General features: G+C 56.2%; 14 protein-coding genes. 6 read left to right on the top strand and 8 right to left on the bottom strand.

From position 1 onward, the window contains the following. The first annotated feature begins 2 nt into the window (after window positions 1-2). The 4 genes from FY156_26440 (at window position 3) to FY156_26425 (ending at window position 3,019) form a co-directional block, all read left to right on the top strand. Window positions 3-821: an ABC transporter permease gene (locus FY156_26440; protein ID UXS04978.1), complete on the top strand. Its 819-nt coding sequence runs from the start codon at window positions 3-5 to the stop codon at window positions 819-821. An 11-nt stretch (window positions 822-832) separates the two neighbouring features. Next, complete coding sequence (locus tag FY156_26435; GenBank protein ID UXS04977.1) at window positions 833-1,579, top strand: aspartate/glutamate racemase family protein; 747 nt, start codon at window positions 833-835, stop codon at window positions 1,577-1,579. Then, the gene (locus FY156_26430) at window positions 1,576-2,406 is read left to right on the top strand and encodes a GNAT family N-acetyltransferase (GenBank protein UXS04976.1); all 831 of its coding nucleotides are present in this window, start codon (window positions 1,576-1,578) and stop codon (window positions 2,404-2,406) included. Before FY156_26435 ends, FY156_26430 begins: the two co-directional genes overlap by 4 nt. A gap of 124 nt (window positions 2,407-2,530) precedes the next feature. Beyond that, entirely contained in the window at window positions 2,531-3,019 is a 489-nt protein-coding gene (locus tag FY156_26425) for a BA14K family protein (GenBank protein UXS04975.1), read from the top strand. Window positions 3,020-3,080: 61 nt separating this feature from the next. On the opposite strand, the gene FY156_26420 is transcribed toward FY156_26425, so the two are convergent. Together FY156_26420 and FY156_26415 are read right to left on the bottom strand one after the other, a co-directional pair. Further along, complete coding sequence (locus FY156_26420; protein UXS05259.1) at window positions 3,081-4,445, bottom strand: sigma-54-dependent Fis family transcriptional regulator; 1,365 nt, start codon at window positions 4,443-4,445, stop codon at window positions 3,081-3,083. Between the two features lies 1 nt (window position 4,446). Further along, a complete protein-coding gene (locus FY156_26415) occupies window positions 4,447-6,285 on the bottom strand; it encodes a sensor histidine kinase (protein UXS04974.1) in 1,839 nt (612 codons plus the stop codon). 238 nt (window positions 6,286-6,523) lie between these two features. Between FY156_26415 and FY156_26410 the strand changes: the two genes are divergently transcribed. After that, window positions 6,524-7,870, top strand: coding sequence for a dicarboxylate/amino acid:cation symporter (locus FY156_26410; GenBank protein ID UXS04973.1), 1,347 nt, complete (start codon window positions 6,524-6,526; stop codon window positions 7,868-7,870). A 111-nt stretch (window positions 7,871-7,981) separates the two neighbouring features. Here the strand turns inward: FY156_26410 and FY156_26405 are convergent, their stop codons facing one another. The 6 genes from FY156_26405 to FY156_26380 all read right to left on the bottom strand — a co-directional run bounded on the left by FY156_26405 (window position 7,982) and on the right by FY156_26380 (window position 15,859). Then, the gene (locus FY156_26405) at window positions 7,982-9,808 is read right to left on the bottom strand and encodes an ABC transporter ATP-binding protein (GenBank protein ID UXS04972.1); all 1,827 of its coding nucleotides are present in this window, start codon (window positions 9,806-9,808) and stop codon (window positions 7,982-7,984) included. Window positions 9,809-9,811: 3 nt separating this feature from the next. Continuing rightward, complete coding sequence (locus FY156_26400) at window positions 9,812-11,596, bottom strand: gamma-glutamyltransferase family protein (protein UXS04971.1); 1,785 nt, start codon at window positions 11,594-11,596, stop codon at window positions 9,812-9,814. A 19-nt stretch (window positions 11,597-11,615) separates the two neighbouring features. Beyond that, window positions 11,616-12,491: an ABC transporter permease gene (locus tag FY156_26395; protein ID UXS04970.1), complete on the bottom strand. Its 876-nt coding sequence runs from the start codon at window positions 12,489-12,491 to the stop codon at window positions 11,616-11,618. Beyond that, window positions 12,488-13,435, bottom strand: a complete 948-nt coding sequence (locus tag FY156_26390) for an ABC transporter permease (protein ID UXS04969.1) — start codon at window positions 13,433-13,435, stop codon at window positions 12,488-12,490. Before FY156_26390 ends, FY156_26395 begins: the two co-directional genes overlap by 4 nt. 83 nt (window positions 13,436-13,518) lie before the next feature. Next, complete coding sequence (locus FY156_26385) at window positions 13,519-15,030, bottom strand: ABC transporter substrate-binding protein (GenBank protein ID UXS04968.1); 1,512 nt, start codon at window positions 15,028-15,030, stop codon at window positions 13,519-13,521. 85 nt (window positions 15,031-15,115) lie between these two features. Next, on the bottom strand, window positions 15,116-15,859 hold the full coding sequence (locus FY156_26380) for a FadR family transcriptional regulator (protein UXS04967.1): 744 nt from the start codon (window positions 15,857-15,859) through the stop codon (window positions 15,116-15,118). Between the two features lie 197 nt (window positions 15,860-16,056). On the opposite strand from FY156_26380, the gene FY156_26375 reads away from it, so the two are divergent. Beyond that, window positions 16,057-16,494 carry an EamA family transporter gene (locus FY156_26375; GenBank protein ID UXS04966.1) on the top strand — a complete coding sequence of 146 codons (438 nt, stop codon included), beginning with the start codon at window positions 16,057-16,059 and terminating at the stop codon, window positions 16,492-16,494. The last annotated feature ends 53 nt before the right edge of the window (window positions 16,495-16,547 follow it).

Raw genomic sequence — 16,547 nt, 5'->3', positions numbered from 1 at the left:
CTATGCACTCCGAAAAACGTGGCCGCGAATTCTATATCCTGTCCTTCTTCTTCATTCTCTTTGTGCTGTTTCTCTACGGTCCACTCTCCGCGATCTTGATCCTCGCGTTTCAGGGACCGAACGGGGGCCTCACCTTCCCACTGAATGGTGTTTCACTGCATTGGTTCGGCAATCTGTTTGAGCAGCAGGCCGTCGGCGATTTCGGCGGCTCCTTCCGTCGCTCGTTCGGGCTGGGCTTGATGGTTATGGTCGTAACTGTGCTTGTCTCGCTTCTCGCGGGCCTTGCCTTTCGTCGCAAGTTCATAGGCGCAACACCGCTCTTTTACCTCTCGGTCGCCAGCCTTGTCGTCCCGTCAATCATCATCTCTCTCGGTATCGGCGTGCTTTTCCAGCAGCTTGGACTGGAACCGTCCTGGTATACATCAGCATTCGGCGCTCATCTCACCTGGACGTTGCCTTTCGGGGTCCTGATCATGCTTGCCGTATTCAACCGCTTTTCGCCCTCTTATGAAGAAGCTGCGCGCGACCTTGGAGCATCCTCCTGGCAGACATTCGCGCATGTTGTCTTGCCAATGATTGCGCCCAGCATGATCGGTGTAGGGCTGTTCGGCTTTACCCTCTCCTACGACGAGTTTGCCCGAACATTGATGACATCTGGCACTTACAACACCCTTCCGCTCGAGATCTATGGCATGACGACAAACGTCACCACGCCAGTGCTTTATGCCCTTGGCGCGGTCACCACCCTGTTTTCCTTCATCGTGATTTCCGCTACGCTCGGCCTTATCGTCTACATGAACCGCCGCCATTCACGCGGCTAAAGAAACGAAACATGCGCATTCTCGTCATCAATCCCAATACCACGCAATCCATGACGGCAACGATTGCCGATGCTGCGACGCGCGCGGCAAGCAACGACACCGAAATCCTGGCAGTAACCTCCACCATGGGGCCGGTCTCCATTGAGGGTTATTACGACGAGGTTTTCGCCATACCAGGCATGCTCATCGAAGTTGCAAAAGCAGAAAAGCTCGGAGCGAAAGCAGCTGTCATCGCGTGTTTCGACGATACCGGGCTCGATGCAGCACGCGCGCTAGCCACCATCCCGGTGATCGGGATCTGTGAAGCGGCCGTTGCAACAGCAGCGTTCATTGCCCAGCGTTTTACCGTCGTTACAACCATGGAGCGCTCAAGGCTTCCGGTGGAGCATCTCGTTCATCGCTACGGCATGGGAACGCGCGCCAAGGTCCGTGCAGCCGACATCCCGGTTCTTTCGCTCGAAGACCCCTCCTCCGACGCGCTGCCTCGCCTGCGGGCCGAGATCGCAGCAGCGCTGTTGAAAGACAAGGCCGAAGCCATCGTGCTGGGTTGTGCTGGCATGGCCGATCTTGCTGCGAACCTTTCCAGAGAGTTTGGCGTGCCTGTGATCGATGGCGTTTCTGCAGCCGTCAGGCATGCAGAAACGCTTGTTTCGCTCGGCCTCTCCACCGCCAAACGTGGTGCATACGCCACCCCGATAGACAAGCTCTATAGAGGTTCGATGGAAGACTTCTCTCCCTCACGGCTTTTGACCTCATGACTACAGAAATCCGTCGATTGACAGAGGAGGAAGCAAAGACGCTGATCGGCTGGGCAAAGAATGAAGGCTGGAACCCCGGTCTTTTCGACGCGGAACGCTTTTTCGCCTTCGACCCTGAGGGATTTATCGGCTGCATTGTCGATGGCGAACTTGCAGCCGCCATCTCGGCAATTTCCTATACCGATACTTTCGGCTTTATCGGCCTCTACATCTGCAGACCCGACATGCGCGGCAAGGGGCTTGGGAAGCGGGTGTGGGATGCTGGAATGGCACGCCTACACGGCCATGTGGTTGGCCTGGACGGCGTACCCGAACAGCAGGCGAACTATGCCACGATGGGGTTTATGCCAACCTACCGTACCTGGCGCTGGAGCGGCGGACTAAAGGCGGCACCGCAAATGAACACCATGGACCTCAGTGCCGATATGATCCCTGAGTTGATCGCTTTTGACCGCCATTTCTTTCCTGCTGATCGCAAGGGCTTCCTCCTCGAATGGATAAAGGCGCCGCACGTCACGGCTGTCGTTCGGAGCGAAGGTCAGATAAGCGCATACGGTGTTTTGCGAAAGTGCGTTGAAGGTTTCAAGATCGGGCCACTTTTTGCCGATCGGCTGGAGGATGCCATAACAATCCTCCATAGACTGGCGACGGAGGCTGGTGATGCGGTCATTCATATCGACGTGCCGGAGCCAGCCACCGACTTTGCAGCCTATCTGGATAGTTGCGGCATGAGCCGTGGTTTTGTGACCGCCCGCATGTACAAAGGGACGCCACCAACTATTTCTACAGAGGGCCTATACGGCGTAACGTCCCTCGAACTGGGCTGAAACCCGTCGAAAACAACGCCTCAGTAGCGCCACAATTCGTTCAGCGAACATTCAGCCGGCAGACATTATTTCTTAACCATCGAATTGAAACAGGCAGCGATCTGCCATCTGGATGGAAAACAAAATGTCGTCCTTCGCAGCAAAAACCGTTCTCGCCATTGCGGTCGCCGCAGCAACCATCGTCCCTTTCAGCAGCGCCTCTGCCAATGACTGGGATCGCCGTGATCGTCGCGATGCAGCCGTTCTGGGCGGCGTTCTCGGGCTTGCCGCAGGCGTTGCGGTCGGCTCTGCCCTTTCTAACCGTGGTCCGGTCTACGACGAACCGGTTTATGTCGATCCTCCGGTTCGCCGCTACGCAGCACCTCAGCCGGTCTATGACAGCTACGAGGAACCCGACTATCGTTATTACCGCCCTCAGCCCCAGCCGGCCTATCGCGCCCAACCCGTTTACGACAACCGTCCCGTCTATGGCCAGCGTCCGGTCTACCGCACGATCGAACCATGGACGAACGCCTGGTATGACTACTGCTCGCAGCGTTACAGGAGCTTCAACTCCCGCACCGGCACCTATGTCGGTTATGACGGCCAGAGCCACTTCTGTGTCGCGGGCTGAGTAACGACCACGACCACACTGAATTCAAATGAGCCGTCAGCAGCAATGTTGGCGGCTCTTTTCATGCGGTGGTATTTTTCACGTAGTCTGTCCGACTGATGCCGTGCCGTTGGAGCTTGTCGTAAAAAGTCTTACGGGCGATACCTAGGGCAGCGATCGTCTCGGCAACATCGCCGTTCGCCCGCTCCAGAGTTTCGCGGATCAGACGAGCCTCGAGCTCATCCATCCGCTCCGGCAACGTTGCTGAGGACTTTTCCGTAAACGGCACATCAACCTGGCTTGTCATGCCCGTCTCCAGGCCGAGAACCACCCTTTCGGCAAAATGGCCGAGTTCGCGCACATTTCCTGGCCAATCATGTTCGTTGAGATAACGCGACACAGCCGATCCGATCTGTGGAACGGCGACGTTGAAACGATTGGCGGCCTTTGCGACGAAATGGGAAAAGAGTAGCGGGATATCCGGTCTTCGTTCGCGCAAAGGCGGGATTGAGAGTGTGACAACATTCAGACGATAATAGAGGTCCTCGCGAAAGGTACCGCGCTGTTCCGGATCGCCAAGATCAATCTTCGCTGCAGCCACAACGCGGATATCGATCGGCCTTTCGTCATTGGACCCGAGCGGCGACACCTCTCGCATTTCCAGCACGCGCAGCATTTTCACCTGCACGGCGGGGGGCATGCTCTCGATCTCGTCAAGGAAGAGGGTACCGCCGCTGGAATGTTCGATACGTCCTACACGCTTTTTCTGGGCACCGGTGAAAGCACCCGCCTCATGACCGAAAAGCTCGCTTTCAATAACAGTTTCGGGGAGCGCGCCGCAGTTGAGCGCGACGAAATTGCCCTTGGAGCGCCTTTTACTCCAGCGATGAAGCGCTGTTGCCACCACTTCCTTGCCGCTGCCAGTTTCGCCCGCAACCAGCACATCGACATCGGTGTCGGCAATGTGTCGAAGTGTCAGACGCAACCGCTCCATGGCAGGCGTCTGCCCGATGAGCGGCAAATCGTCCTCCGCCTGAGCGGCTGCACGACGCAATGAGCGGTTTTCCAGAACAAGCCGTCGTTTTTCCAGCGCGCGACGGGCACTCTCAACCATACGCTCTGCCGGAAATGGCTTTGCAATGAAATCATAGGCGCCGTTATGGAGCGCATCGACAGCCATGGGCACGTCGCCATGTCCTGTTATCAGAATGACCGGGAGATCGGCATCAATCCTGCGAACCTTTTCGAAAAATTCGAGCCCTGTCATGCCAGGCATGCGGACATCGGTAATGATGATCCCGTCGAAATCCTCCCGCAAAGCGTCCAGTGCCTGTTCGGCTCGCGGAAATGCGCTGACCGCAAGGCCGTCAAGCTCCAACGTCTGCACCATCGCTTTGCGCAGTTGGGAATCGTCGTCGACGAGAAAGATGGTTCCACTGGCCATGATGTCACGCTCGCTTCAGAAAAACGGAAAAACAGGTGCCGCTAAGGCCGCTTTCAACACTGATATGTCCTCCATAATCGGAGGCTATATCGTTGGAAATAACCAGTCCAAGACCAAGGCCACTTTCCTTCGACGTGTTGAAGGGTGAAAAAAGTTGCTTGCGGATGTCCTCGGGGATGCCGGTGCCATTGTCAGCAATGCTCAGGACAACCATGTCCCCTTGCTCGGCGACACGTACGTCAACTCGAGCATTATCAATGCTTTCAGTCGCTTCCAGAGCATTCTGCAGAAGATTGATGAGGATCTGCTCCAGGCGGATACGACTGCCAAGGACCGTCAGGGCCGGATCGGGCAGGACGATATCAAGGGCGTCCATCCGGCCGGAAAAGCGACTGCGCAGCAACATCACTGCGCCTTCGATCACGAGCCTCAAGCTGACCGGTTCGGCGGCTGTGCGGCCCTTGCGCGCAAGGATTTTGAGGTCTCCGGTTATGGTCCCGATACGCTCCGTCAATGACGCAATGTTTTCGAGATTTTCGGTGGCTTCAGCCATGCGATCCCGTTTCAGGAGAGTGCGGGCATTGTCTGCGAAGGCACGGATTGTCGCGACCGGCTGGTTGATTTCATGTGCCACCCCCGCAGCCACCTGCCCAAGAATAGACAGCCGGTTTGCCTGCACCAATTCGTGCTGTACGCTTCGCAGTTCACCGGTTGTCTTCTCATGGAGGGCGATTTCTGCTTGCAGGTGGTCGCGGGTCTTCGTTAGATCGCGCGTGCGCTCCTGAACCTTCAGCTCGAGGTCAGCGCGAGCGTGCTGCTCCTCTTCTTTTTCCCTCAACGATTTCTGCCGGCGCCACAACCACAATGCGGAGAGCGCCATAAGCGGCATCAGTGTTGCGACGGCAATGACCCTCCCTTCACGAACCGCTGCTGCAATTGCGGGGGCTACCGGTTGGAGATAGTGAAGCGTCCATGCCGTCGTAGGCACCGGCATTTCCAGCCTCAGATAGTCACCCCGTTCCTTGACGGGATTGTCAACATGAAACAGTGGCAAGTTGTCGAATGCGGTTCTGATTTTACGCAGTGGCATCAGCGACAGCGTTTCGCTACCGAACTGCAAGCTTTCAGAAATCTCCCTTCGACGGCTCTCGCTTATCGACGCGATGGTTTTGAAACGCCAGTTCGGTACACTTGTCATCAGCACAACACCGTCCCGGTCAACGACGTAGACCGGTTTACCGCCGATGTTCCAGTCCGTTTCAAGCCGATTGAATTCAACCTTGGCAATGACAACGCCCAGAGCCCGCCCGTTCGCCGCGTCGATGCGTCGGGAAATGTAAAGGCCCGGCCTGCGGCTGACATTGCCAAGCGCGTAGTGTTCGGACATGCCATTTTTCATGGCACCCTGGAAATATTCGCGGAACGCGTAAACGGAGCCAACGAAACTTTCCGGCAAACGCCAATTGCTCGATGCAATGGTAAGGCCATCCGGGCCGGTCACATAGATGACGGACGACTGCGTTCCCTCAATCAGCCCTTCAAGCTTGCGGTTCAGGCGATCGACCGCTGCAGCTCCGCCGCCGTCCAGGGCGCTGGCAAGATCCGGATCACCCGACAAAACCAACGGAATGGCACGCGGTCGCTCCAGCGCCACATTCAGGAGAGCTATTTTGAGCTCCGCATCCGTCGATGCTTCGGATGCGGCCGTCTTCATGGCCCGCGATCGCGCCAATTCATCGGCTGCCAACAATATCCCGAGACTAGCAAGCAACCACAAACCCGCCAGCGCCAACCATTGTGCGCGTCGCCTTGATTGCGATCCCTGTGTTTGCGTCTTGTTCATCCCAACATTGTGTGGATTTCCGCACATAATACAAGTCGCCATGTCCGGAATTCTATACTGAGTAGTATTTACCTAAATACGCCTCCAAAAAAAATAATATTTTAAATCAGGCCGTTATGGCGATTTCGCAGATCTGGCATGCATATTGCTCATGACTCCTCAATCGGCTTCGAGCCGTCAACGTCGCGGCAAACCCGGGAGGCCAATCAGGGCAGGGTTAAGCCGAGGAGGAACAGACATGATCGATACGACAGCCGTGGCCGCAGGCCACGCCAAGCAGCCTTTTTACAAGCACCTGTATTTCCAGGTTCTGGTTGCCATTATAGCCGGCATTGCACTTGGCCATTTCTACCCGGCTTTCGGCGAAGAGCTGAAGCCACTCGGGGATGGCTTCATCCGCCTGGTCAAGATGATCATTGCGCCGGTCATCTTCCTGACCGTGGCGACCGGCATCGCCGGCATGAATGACATGAAGAAAGTTGGTCGCGTCGCCGGCAAGGCGATGATCTACTTCCTTGTCTTCTCCACGCTCGCGCTGATCGTCGGTCTCATCGTGGCCAATACGGTCCAACCTGGCGCCGGCATGAACATTGATCCGGCAACGCTGGATGCCAAGGCCGTTGCGACCTATGCCGACAAGGCACATGAACAGACCATCACGGGCTTCCTCATGAACATCATCCCGACCACCATCGTTGGTGCGTTCGCAAGTGGTGACATTCTTCAGGTTCTGTTCTTCTCGGTTCTGTTCGGCATCGCACTCGGTATCGTCGGCGAGAAAGGTCAGCCGGTCGTCGACTTCATGCACGCCCTGATGTATCCGATTTTCAAGCTTGTCGCGATCCTGATGAAGGCTGCCCCGATCGGTGCATTCGGCGCCATGGCGTTCACCATCGGCAAATACGGCATTTCGTCCGTTACCAATCTGGCGATGCTGATCGGAACATTCTACGTCACTTCCTTCCTGTTCGTGTTCGTGGTCCTTGGTGCTGTTTGCCGGTACAATGGTTTCTCGATCCTGGCGCTTATCCGCTACATCAAGGAAGAATTGCTTCTCGTTCTCGGCACATCGTCGTCCGAGGCTGCCCTTCCGGGCCTTATGAGCAAAATGGAAAAGGCAGGCTGCAAACGTTCTGTCGTCGGCCTTGTCATCCCGACCGGTTACTCCTTCAACCTTGATGGCACCAATATCTACATGACCCTTGCAGCACTCTTCATCGCGCAAGCGACGGGCATCGACCTGTCCTTTGGTGAACAGATCCTGCTGCTTCTCGTAGCGATGCTGAGCTCCAAGGGCGCAGCAGGCATTACCGGCGCAGGCTTCATTACCCTCGCCGCTACGCTGTCCGTGGTTCCTTCCGTTCCGGTTGCCGGCATGGCACTCATTCTCGGCATCGACCGCTTCATGTCTGAATGCCGCGCGCTCACCAACTTTGTTGGCAACGCAGTCGCCACCATCGTCGTTGCCCGCTGGGAAGGTGAACTCGATCAGGCGCAGCTCGCCCGCGTTCTGAGCGGCGAGGAAAACGTATCCGGGATCGCGGATGTGGATGCCGTTCCGGCATCGGCACAGCCCGCGGAATAAAAAGAACAAGACCTCCCAGGGTCCCGCCTGTTTCGGATTTCCGGGCAGGCAAACTAGAAAGCCGGAGCATCGATTTGATGTTCCGGCTTTTTTACTTCAGACGTCCATGGATCAGGCCAATACCATGTGTCCCGGCGAAACTTCACGGTACTGTCGTGCAGGAGGCACGTAACCGACTGGGCGCACAGGACTTTTCAGTTCGTCAATCGCGGCATTGCGACGAATGCCACGGCGGGCGGGATCGGGCACAGGCACCGCCGCCATCAGCTTTTTCGTGTAGGAATGCTGCGGATTGGCGAAGATTGCAGCGCGCGGACCGATCTCGACGATTTCTCCAAGATACATGACCGCGACGCGATGACTTACCCGTTCGACGACGGCCATGTCGTGGCTGATAAACAGGAAGGCGATCTTGAACTGTTCCTGGAGATCCATCAGCAGATTACAGACCTGCGCCTTGATCGAGACGTCGAGCGCCGAGACGCTCTCATCGGCGACAATCACCTTGGGGTTCAACGCCAGGGCACGCGCAATGGCGACGCGCTGACGTTGGCCACCCGAAAATTCATGTGGGTAGCGGTCCATCATCGTGGACGAAAGACCCACCCGCTCAAGAAGATCTGCGGTCTTCTTGCGTGCCTCTGAAGACGACGCGATGCGGTGCTTCACCATCGGTTCGGCAACGGCGGCTCCTACAGTCATGCGTGGATTGAGGCTCGAAAACGGGTCTTGAAAGATCATTTGCACGCTGCGGCGCATCGCCCTCAAACTTGCCTGATCGAGCTTGAGCACGTCGTAACCGTCCAGGGAAATATCACCAGAACGCGGTTCGACGAGCCGCGTGATCGACCTGCCGGTGGTAGATTTACCGCAACCGGATTCACCCACCAGAGACAGCGTTTCTCCCTGAAAGAGATCAAAGCTGACGTTTTCCACTGCATGCACAGCACCCGTTACACGACCGAACAGACCAGAGCGGATCGAAAAACGGGTAACCAGATTACGGACCTGAAGAACCGGCGTTTTTCCACCCTCCACCGTATCGGGAAGTCCTGCGCTCTGACTGACAACGCCGCTTGCCATGTCCACCTTGGGGAACCTCAATGGCAATAGCTGACCATCCATGGAGCCAAGCTTTGGTACAGCCGCAAGCAGGGCGCGGGTATATGGGTGCTTTCCGCGATGAAAAATATCGGCCGTATCGCCTGTCTCCACCTGGTCGCCCCTAAACATCACGATCGTCCGGTCGGCAATTTCCGCGACAACGCCCATATCATGGGTAATGAAGAGGACAGCCATACCTTCCTCTTCCTGCAGTTGCTTGATGAGATCGAGAATCTGACCCTGGATCGTTACATCCAGTGCTGTCGTCGGCTCGTCGGCAATCAGGAGCTTCGGCCGCGACGCGAGCGCCATGGCGATCATGACACGTTGGCGCATACCACCGGAAAACTGGTGAGGATACTCCTCGAACCTTCCTGCAGCATTTGGAATGCGCACCTTCTCCAGGAGCCTGATCGTTTCTGCTTTTGCCTGCGCCTTGTCCATGCCCTTGTGTCGAACCAGAACCTCAGAAATCTGCCGGCCTATCGTGAAGACAGGATTGAGCGACGTCATTGGCTCCTGAAAGATCATCGCGACGTCGTTGCCTCGCACATCGCGCATCTCGGCCTCTGAAAGAGACAGGATTTCCCTGCCATTCAGCTCTACCGCGCCTTCGATGCGACTGTTTCGTGGATCGAGAAGCCGCATGACCGATAGCGACGTAACACTTTTTCCCGAGCCGCTTTCACCGACAATCGCAACAGTTTCCCCAGCCTTCACGTCGAAGGACAGATTGCGCACTACGCTTTTCCATTCGCCGTCGACGCGGAAGGACGTCGTCAGATTGCGGACAGAAAGAACGGTTGCAGCCGATCGCGTTTGGCTTTTCTTCATATCTTACCTCCCAACGGCATAGGCTTGCATGAGGCGTGGCGTCGCGGCGGCCCTCAGGAGACCGTCGGCATCGCGCCGTGCCGCTGTCAGACGGCCAACGGTCCAGGAATCGGCAACGGAAACATCGTGGCCACGCTTGCGTAACGCATGCAACGCATCTTCCCCGATGCTCTTTTCGATCATCACATTTCCGGGCTGCCGGGTGCGCGGGTAGAACGAGCCGGGGAAGTGACTGGTATGGAACAGCGGCAAGTCAATGGCTTCCTGAAGGTTGAGGCCGAAATGCGCGTAACGCAGGAAGAACGAAAGCTGCCACTGGTCCTGCTGGTCACCACCCGGCGTGCCGAATGCGAGTGTCGGGCGCCCCTCAAAAAGGGCAAGCGAAGGCGTCAACGTCGTGCGCGGCCGCTTTCCCGGTGCAAGCGATGTCGGAAGTCCCGGTTTCAGCCAGAACATCTGTGCGCGAGAATTGAGGCAGAAGCCAAGACCTGGCACGATCGGCGAGGACTGCAACCAGCCACCCGATGGCGTGACCGAAACCATGTTGCCCTCCCGATCGATCACATCGATATGCACGGTATCTCCACGCTTTTCCGTCAAATGCGACATCGTGGGCTCATAGACCGCACCGGTGCCTGCCATCGCGTTCAGCATTTCCATAGTGAGATCGCGCTGCTGCTCCATCCCCGGAAGCACGCCTGGCCTCAGCTCCATAGACGCCTTGTCAGTGATAAGCTTGCGGCGCTCGTCGTTGTAGGCGTCCGAGAGGAGCGTTTCGACAGGAACCTGCGCAAACTCAGGATCACCGTAATAGACCTCGCGATCCGCGTATGAGAGCTTCATCGCCTCGACCACAGCGTGGACAAAGTCAGGACCGGCCGGGTCCATTTTGGCAATATCGATCCCCTTCAAAAGTGCCAGAGATTGAAGCAGAACCGGCCCCTGCCCCCATGGGCCTGTTTTTGCGATCGTCCAGCCATGATAATCGTACGTCGTCGGCTCTTCCACTGTCGCTTGCCAGCCCGCCATGTCGTCGGCGCTAAGTACCCCTTTGTGCCGCGTGCCGCTGGCGTCCATCACTTCAGCCGTCGCAAGATAAGCGGCAATTTTTTCGGCCACAAAACCACGGTAAAAAGCATCGCGTGCGGCCTCAATTCCTGCCTCACGGCCCGACTTTGCTTCGGCCTCCTTGACGATACGCTTCCAGGTCTCGGCAAGAACCGGATTTTTGAAGTTGGAGAGCGGTTGCGGGACGACGCCACCCGGCACCCAGGTTTCGTAGGACGTCGGCCATTCCTTTTCAAAGAAGTCTGCCAGCCCACCAATGGAGGCCGATACCCGCGCAAGCATTGGATGGCCGTTTTCGAGATAGTGGATCGCAGGTTCCAGTACCTCGCGAACGGTCATGGTGCCGTAGTCTCGCAGCATCAGCATCCAGCCATCGAACGCGCCAGGGATCACTGTCGAGAGCAGGCCATCCCCCGGGATGATATCAATACCTTCGCTTTTGTAGTGCTCGATCGTCGCGCCTGCAGGCGCCGGCCCCTGCGCGCAGATCACCTCTACCTTGTCCTTTTTCTTGGAATAGATGATCGCGGGCATGTCACCGCCTGGGCCATTGAGGTGCGGCTCAAGGACCTGCAGCACGAAACCGGTTGCCACCGCCGCATCGAATGCGTTGCCGCCTTTTTCAAGAATGCTCATACCGACCGCAGAAGCGATCCAGTGGGTGGAGGTTACGACACCAAACGTACCGAGGATTTCGGGGCGGGTTGTGAATGTGGTCATCTTTCTGTCCTTCGGTATATCAATGTTCACGTGGATCAAGGGCATCCCGCAGGCCATCGCCCAGCAGATTAAAACCGATTACCACGAGGAAAATGGCAGCCCCTGGCCACATGGCCATCCAGGGTGCTTGTGAGAGAAAATTCTTGGCAACATTAAGCATGGAGCCCCAACTCGCGGCAGGCGCTTGTTGGCCCAGGCCAAGGAAAGAAAGGCTGGCTTCAGCAATGATCGCGGTAGCAACTGTCAGTGTAGCCTGCACGATGATCGGAGGAACGATGTTGGGAAGGATGTATCGAAGCATGATGTCGCCATGGCCAAGCCCGATTGAACGTGCTCCCTCGATATAGTCTTCTGTCTTGACAGCCAGAACCTGCGCACGCGTCAGCCTGATGAAGATCGGCATGGCAGAGAGCCCGATTGCGATCATGGCGTTGGTCAAGCTCGGCCCAAGGAAGGCTGCCAGAGCAATCGCCATGATAAGGAACGGCATGGCGAGGAAAGCTTCGGTAATTCGAGAAATAATCTGATCAACCCAGCCGCCAAAATAACCAGAGATAAGGCCGAATGGTACACCGGTCACAACCGCGATGGCGACCGAAATGACACCCGCCATCAAAGACGCCTGTGTGCCCCAGATCATGCGCGAAAGTATGTCGCGGCCGATATCATCGGTTCCCATCCAGTGAGCAGCAGACGGCGCTTTGCGGATTGCACTCCAGCTCGTCGCGTAAGGGTCAGCCAGAGGCAGCAACGGAGCGGATATGGCAAGGAGGGCAAAAAATGCAATGATGATCAGCCCTGCGACAGCGCTTTTATTGCGCTTCATCTTCTTCCAGGCACGGCTTTCAGTGCGCTTTTTGTCGGGATTGGCAATCGCCTGCGCGGAAGCGTTCATAGTGCGGTCCTCATGCGCGGATTAAGTAGAACAGTGACGACGTCTGCCAGAAGGTTCATCAAGATGAAGCCGATCGCAGTACACAGCACCACACCCTGAACGACCGCATAATCGCGCGTAAAAACAGCATCGACGATGAGCTTTCCAAACCCCGGGATCGTGAATATCTGCTCCGTAAGAACCGCGCCTGCGAGCAATTCGCCGAAAAGAAGGGCAGAGAGCGTAATGATCGGTAGGAGAGCATTGCGGAAAGAGTGGCTGAGAATGACCTGCCAGTTCGATAGTCCCTTTGCGCGCGCTGTACGGATGTAATCGGATTTCATGACCGAAAGCATGGCGGAACGTGTGTGGCGCATCAGCGTTGCGGCCAGAGCGTTGCCCAGCACGAAAGACGGCATGATCATCGTCTGGATCGACCGGACCGGGTCGACAAATATCGACTCGTAGCCGGATGCAGGCAACCAGCCAAGCTGCACCGACACCAGAAGGATCAGCATGATGCCGAGCCAGAAGTTTGGGATCGAAAGCCCCGATAAAGCGACAATGTTGGATACGTAGTCGATCCAGGTGTTCTGCTTCACGGCGGCCAGGATGCCGATCGGCACGCCGATCACCAGCGCAAAAAACATGGACATCACAGCAAGCTGGATGGTTACAGGCAATTTCTGCCCAATCAGTTCAAGCACCGGCTGGTTTGTTCTGAGAGAAATCCCGAAATCGCCCTGTACGACGGAGCCGAGCCAGTAGAAATACTGATAGATAACGGGATCGTTCATTCGGTATTTTTCACGCAGCAGTTCGATGACCGCTGGATCGCGCTCTTCGCCCGCCATGGCCAAAATAGGGTCCCCGGGCAGAAGTTTCTGGAGTGAAAAAACAAAAATCGAGATGATGAGCAGTGTCGGTATCGCTACCAGAAGCCGCTTGCCGATGTAGATATGCATGGAACTGATCCTTGTGGCCCAACCTTGGCCGCAGCCGGTCGTCCGACGCAGTCAAAACTGCGCCGGATCGTCATGTCAGCGAATTAGGAGCCTTTTTTCACGCCGGTCAGACGGATCATCCCGTCAGCCGAAGGCGTGAATCCAGTGACGGATTTCGATGTCGCGTAAAGATAGGCCTGATGACCGAGATAGATCAGGGGCAGATCTTCATCGAGGATCTTGGTCGCGGCATCATATTTTTCCTTGCGCACGCCATTGTCTGTCGACGCACGTGCTTCGTTCAAAAGCTTGTCGACCGCGGGATTGCAATATTTCGTATCGTTGATGCCGCCCTTGCATGTTACGAACTGATGGATGTTCCCATCAGGGTCGGAACGACCCGACCAGTCAGAACGCGACAGAACGTAGTTGCCGGCAGTCTGCTCCGAAAGCAGTGTCGCAAACTCCGTTGCCTTCAACTTCACATCAAAACCCGCTTCCGCCGCCATCGCCTGGATGACCTGCATCATCTGCGTCTGCGTCGTGTTGTTGGCATGCTGCAATTCAATTTCGAAGCGATCATAACCGGCTTCCTTCATGAGCGACTTGGCCTTTTCGACATCGCGTGCCGGAACTGGAACATCCTTGTTGTACCAGGGGCTTGTCGGCGGCCATGCCTGATTGCCAGCCATGGCTGTGCCTTCAAACACCACCTGATTGATCGCTTCGCGATCGATCGAAAGCGAGAAGGCCTGTCTTAGCCGCTTGTCCTTCCCAAAGGGATTATCGGCCTTCGGTCCATTCCCGATGTTCGCATACATTGCCATGTAGCCCGGACCAACGATTTCACCATAGGTGAGCTTTCCATCTTCCTTGACGGAAGCGACATCGGATGCTGAGATGCGTTCGGCCATATCGAGGTCGCCTGCGCGCAAGTTTGCGAGGCGAACGGTCGTGTCTGGAATGGGCAGGAACGTCACCTTGTCGAGGAAGATGTTCTCCTTGTTCCAGTAGTCGGCAAATTTCTCCAGAACAATGCGATCCTGCTGGATACGCTCGACGAATTTGAACGGACCCGAGCAAACTGGTTTTGAACCGAAGTTGGCACCAAGTTCCTTGCCTGCGGTGGGCGAAATCATCATGCCGGCACGGTCGGAGAGTTGGGCCAGGAGGCTTGCGTCAGGGCTCTTCAGCGTGAACTTGATCTGGTATTCGCCGGTCGCCTCTACCTTGGCGACCGAAGCAAGCTCGCTCTTGCGCCGAGATTCCGGCAAGGTCATGTAACGATCAATGTTGTAGACTGCCGCTTCAGCGTTGAAGGGTGTGCCGTCGTGGAAAACAGCCCCCTTTCGCAAATCCATGGTTAAGGTGCCACCATTGTCGCCCCATGCCCATGCCGTTGCCAGCTGCGGAATGACCGAGAGATTGTTGTCGAGATCAACCAGCTTGTCGCAAAGGCTGGTATAGACAATGCGCCCGACAAAGGTGCGGGACTGGGCGGGATCGAGTACATCCGCATCATCCTGCAGACCGATGCGCAGCTCGGCTGACAATGCCGAAGATGCCATCAGTCCGGTGGCCAGCGCATAGGCAGAAAATTTTGCAAGTCTTTTCATATCGTTCTTCCTCTGGTGATTTTTCGTCAAAGCTGCCGGCTTTCCGGTTCTTGCTTTTGCGGACTGAACGTCCGTCGCCATGCGCTCACACATCTCCTTTGGTTGAAAATGGCTGATCGAGATGATCCATCGACGTTTGCCGGATCAGACGCTCCTGCAATGTCAGCAAATGATTGCGCATCGCCTCGCCTGCCTTTGCAGGATCACGTGCCTCGATGGCATCGATAATCTCCGCATGTTGATCACGCGATTCCTTCAGCGTCCTGTCTGCGCGGCGCGCCCTTTCGCGGACCGCCTGCCAGACAGGGTCCTGGCGAACACGATTGACGACATCAAAAAGTGACAGGAAAAGCTGGTTGCCGGCGCTTTGGGCGATCAGTCTATGCAAAGAGCCATCCCAGAGCTCCCGCCAGTCGGCATCTGTCCGCTCATAAATTTTGGCGCAGGTTTCACGCATCCTGCCGATGTCAGCTGGTTTGGCCCGCATGGCTGCAAGTTGTGCCAGTTGCGGCTCCAGCCGCAGGCGCACCTCCATGATTTCCATGAAATTGGTTCCGGCGACCAGACTGGCTGCGTGATCGCTCCAGCTGTCCGGTCGCTGCCCGAGAAACGTCCCTGCGCCTTGCTTGCGCCAGATGAGCCCTTCGGCCTCCAGAACCTCAAAGGCACGGCGAATTTCCCGTCTACCGACACCAAGGCGCTCAGAAAGTGTTCGTTCCGTCGGTAATTTTCCGTCACGGCCAAAGGCACTGACAGCAATCAGTTCGCGTAATCTTTCCAACGCGTAGTTTGAGTTCTCTGAGTGACTATTTTCAGGATTTTCAGACAATGGTTCGAACCAATTCGATATTGGTTCAGTGAATTCCGAATCTGCGCGGTCGTCAAGCACATAAATTCACCATGAATTATTTTTGTGCAGCACGCTCTTTACAGACGCTAGCGAGAGGGAAATATAATCGAGCTCTTGCAAAGTTTTCTGCCAGATGCCAATCCCGCGAAATAGACCTAAGAGAGCGGAGAACCCACGTGAAAAACCTCTTGATCTCGTGGCAATTCTGGGCGCTGTTATCAGCAGGTTTTGCAGCACTTACCGCCGTCTTTGCAAAAATCGGGGTGGAAAACGTCAATTCTGATTTCGCAACCCTTGTCCGGACAGTGGTCATTCTTCTCGCGGCAGGACTGATGGTTTACCTTACCGGAAACTGGCAACAGCCGAGCGAAATCTCGCCGAAGACATGGCTTTTCCTGATATTGTCAGGTCTCGCGACGGGTGCGTCATGGATATGCTATTTCCGTGCGATGAAACTCGGGGATGCGGCACGGGTAGCCCCGATCGACAAACTCAGCGTCGTGTTTGTCGCTGTCTTCGCCGTGTTGTTCCTCGGAGAAAAGCTGTCCCTGCCGAACTGGCTGGGTGTTATCCTGATTGCTTGTGGGGCCGTTCTTGTCGCCTACAGAGGCTGACCAGTCAGGGACTATAGTCTTGTTCCAAAGTCAGAAGTTCAGCGCACTCAAGC

This window comes from Agrobacterium tumefaciens (genome assembly GCA_025559845.1).
GTDB lineage: Bacteria > Pseudomonadota > Alphaproteobacteria > Rhizobiales > Rhizobiaceae > Agrobacterium.
Note: the sequence above shows the minus strand (reverse complement) of the source record. Positions and strands in the feature narration are given on the sequence as shown.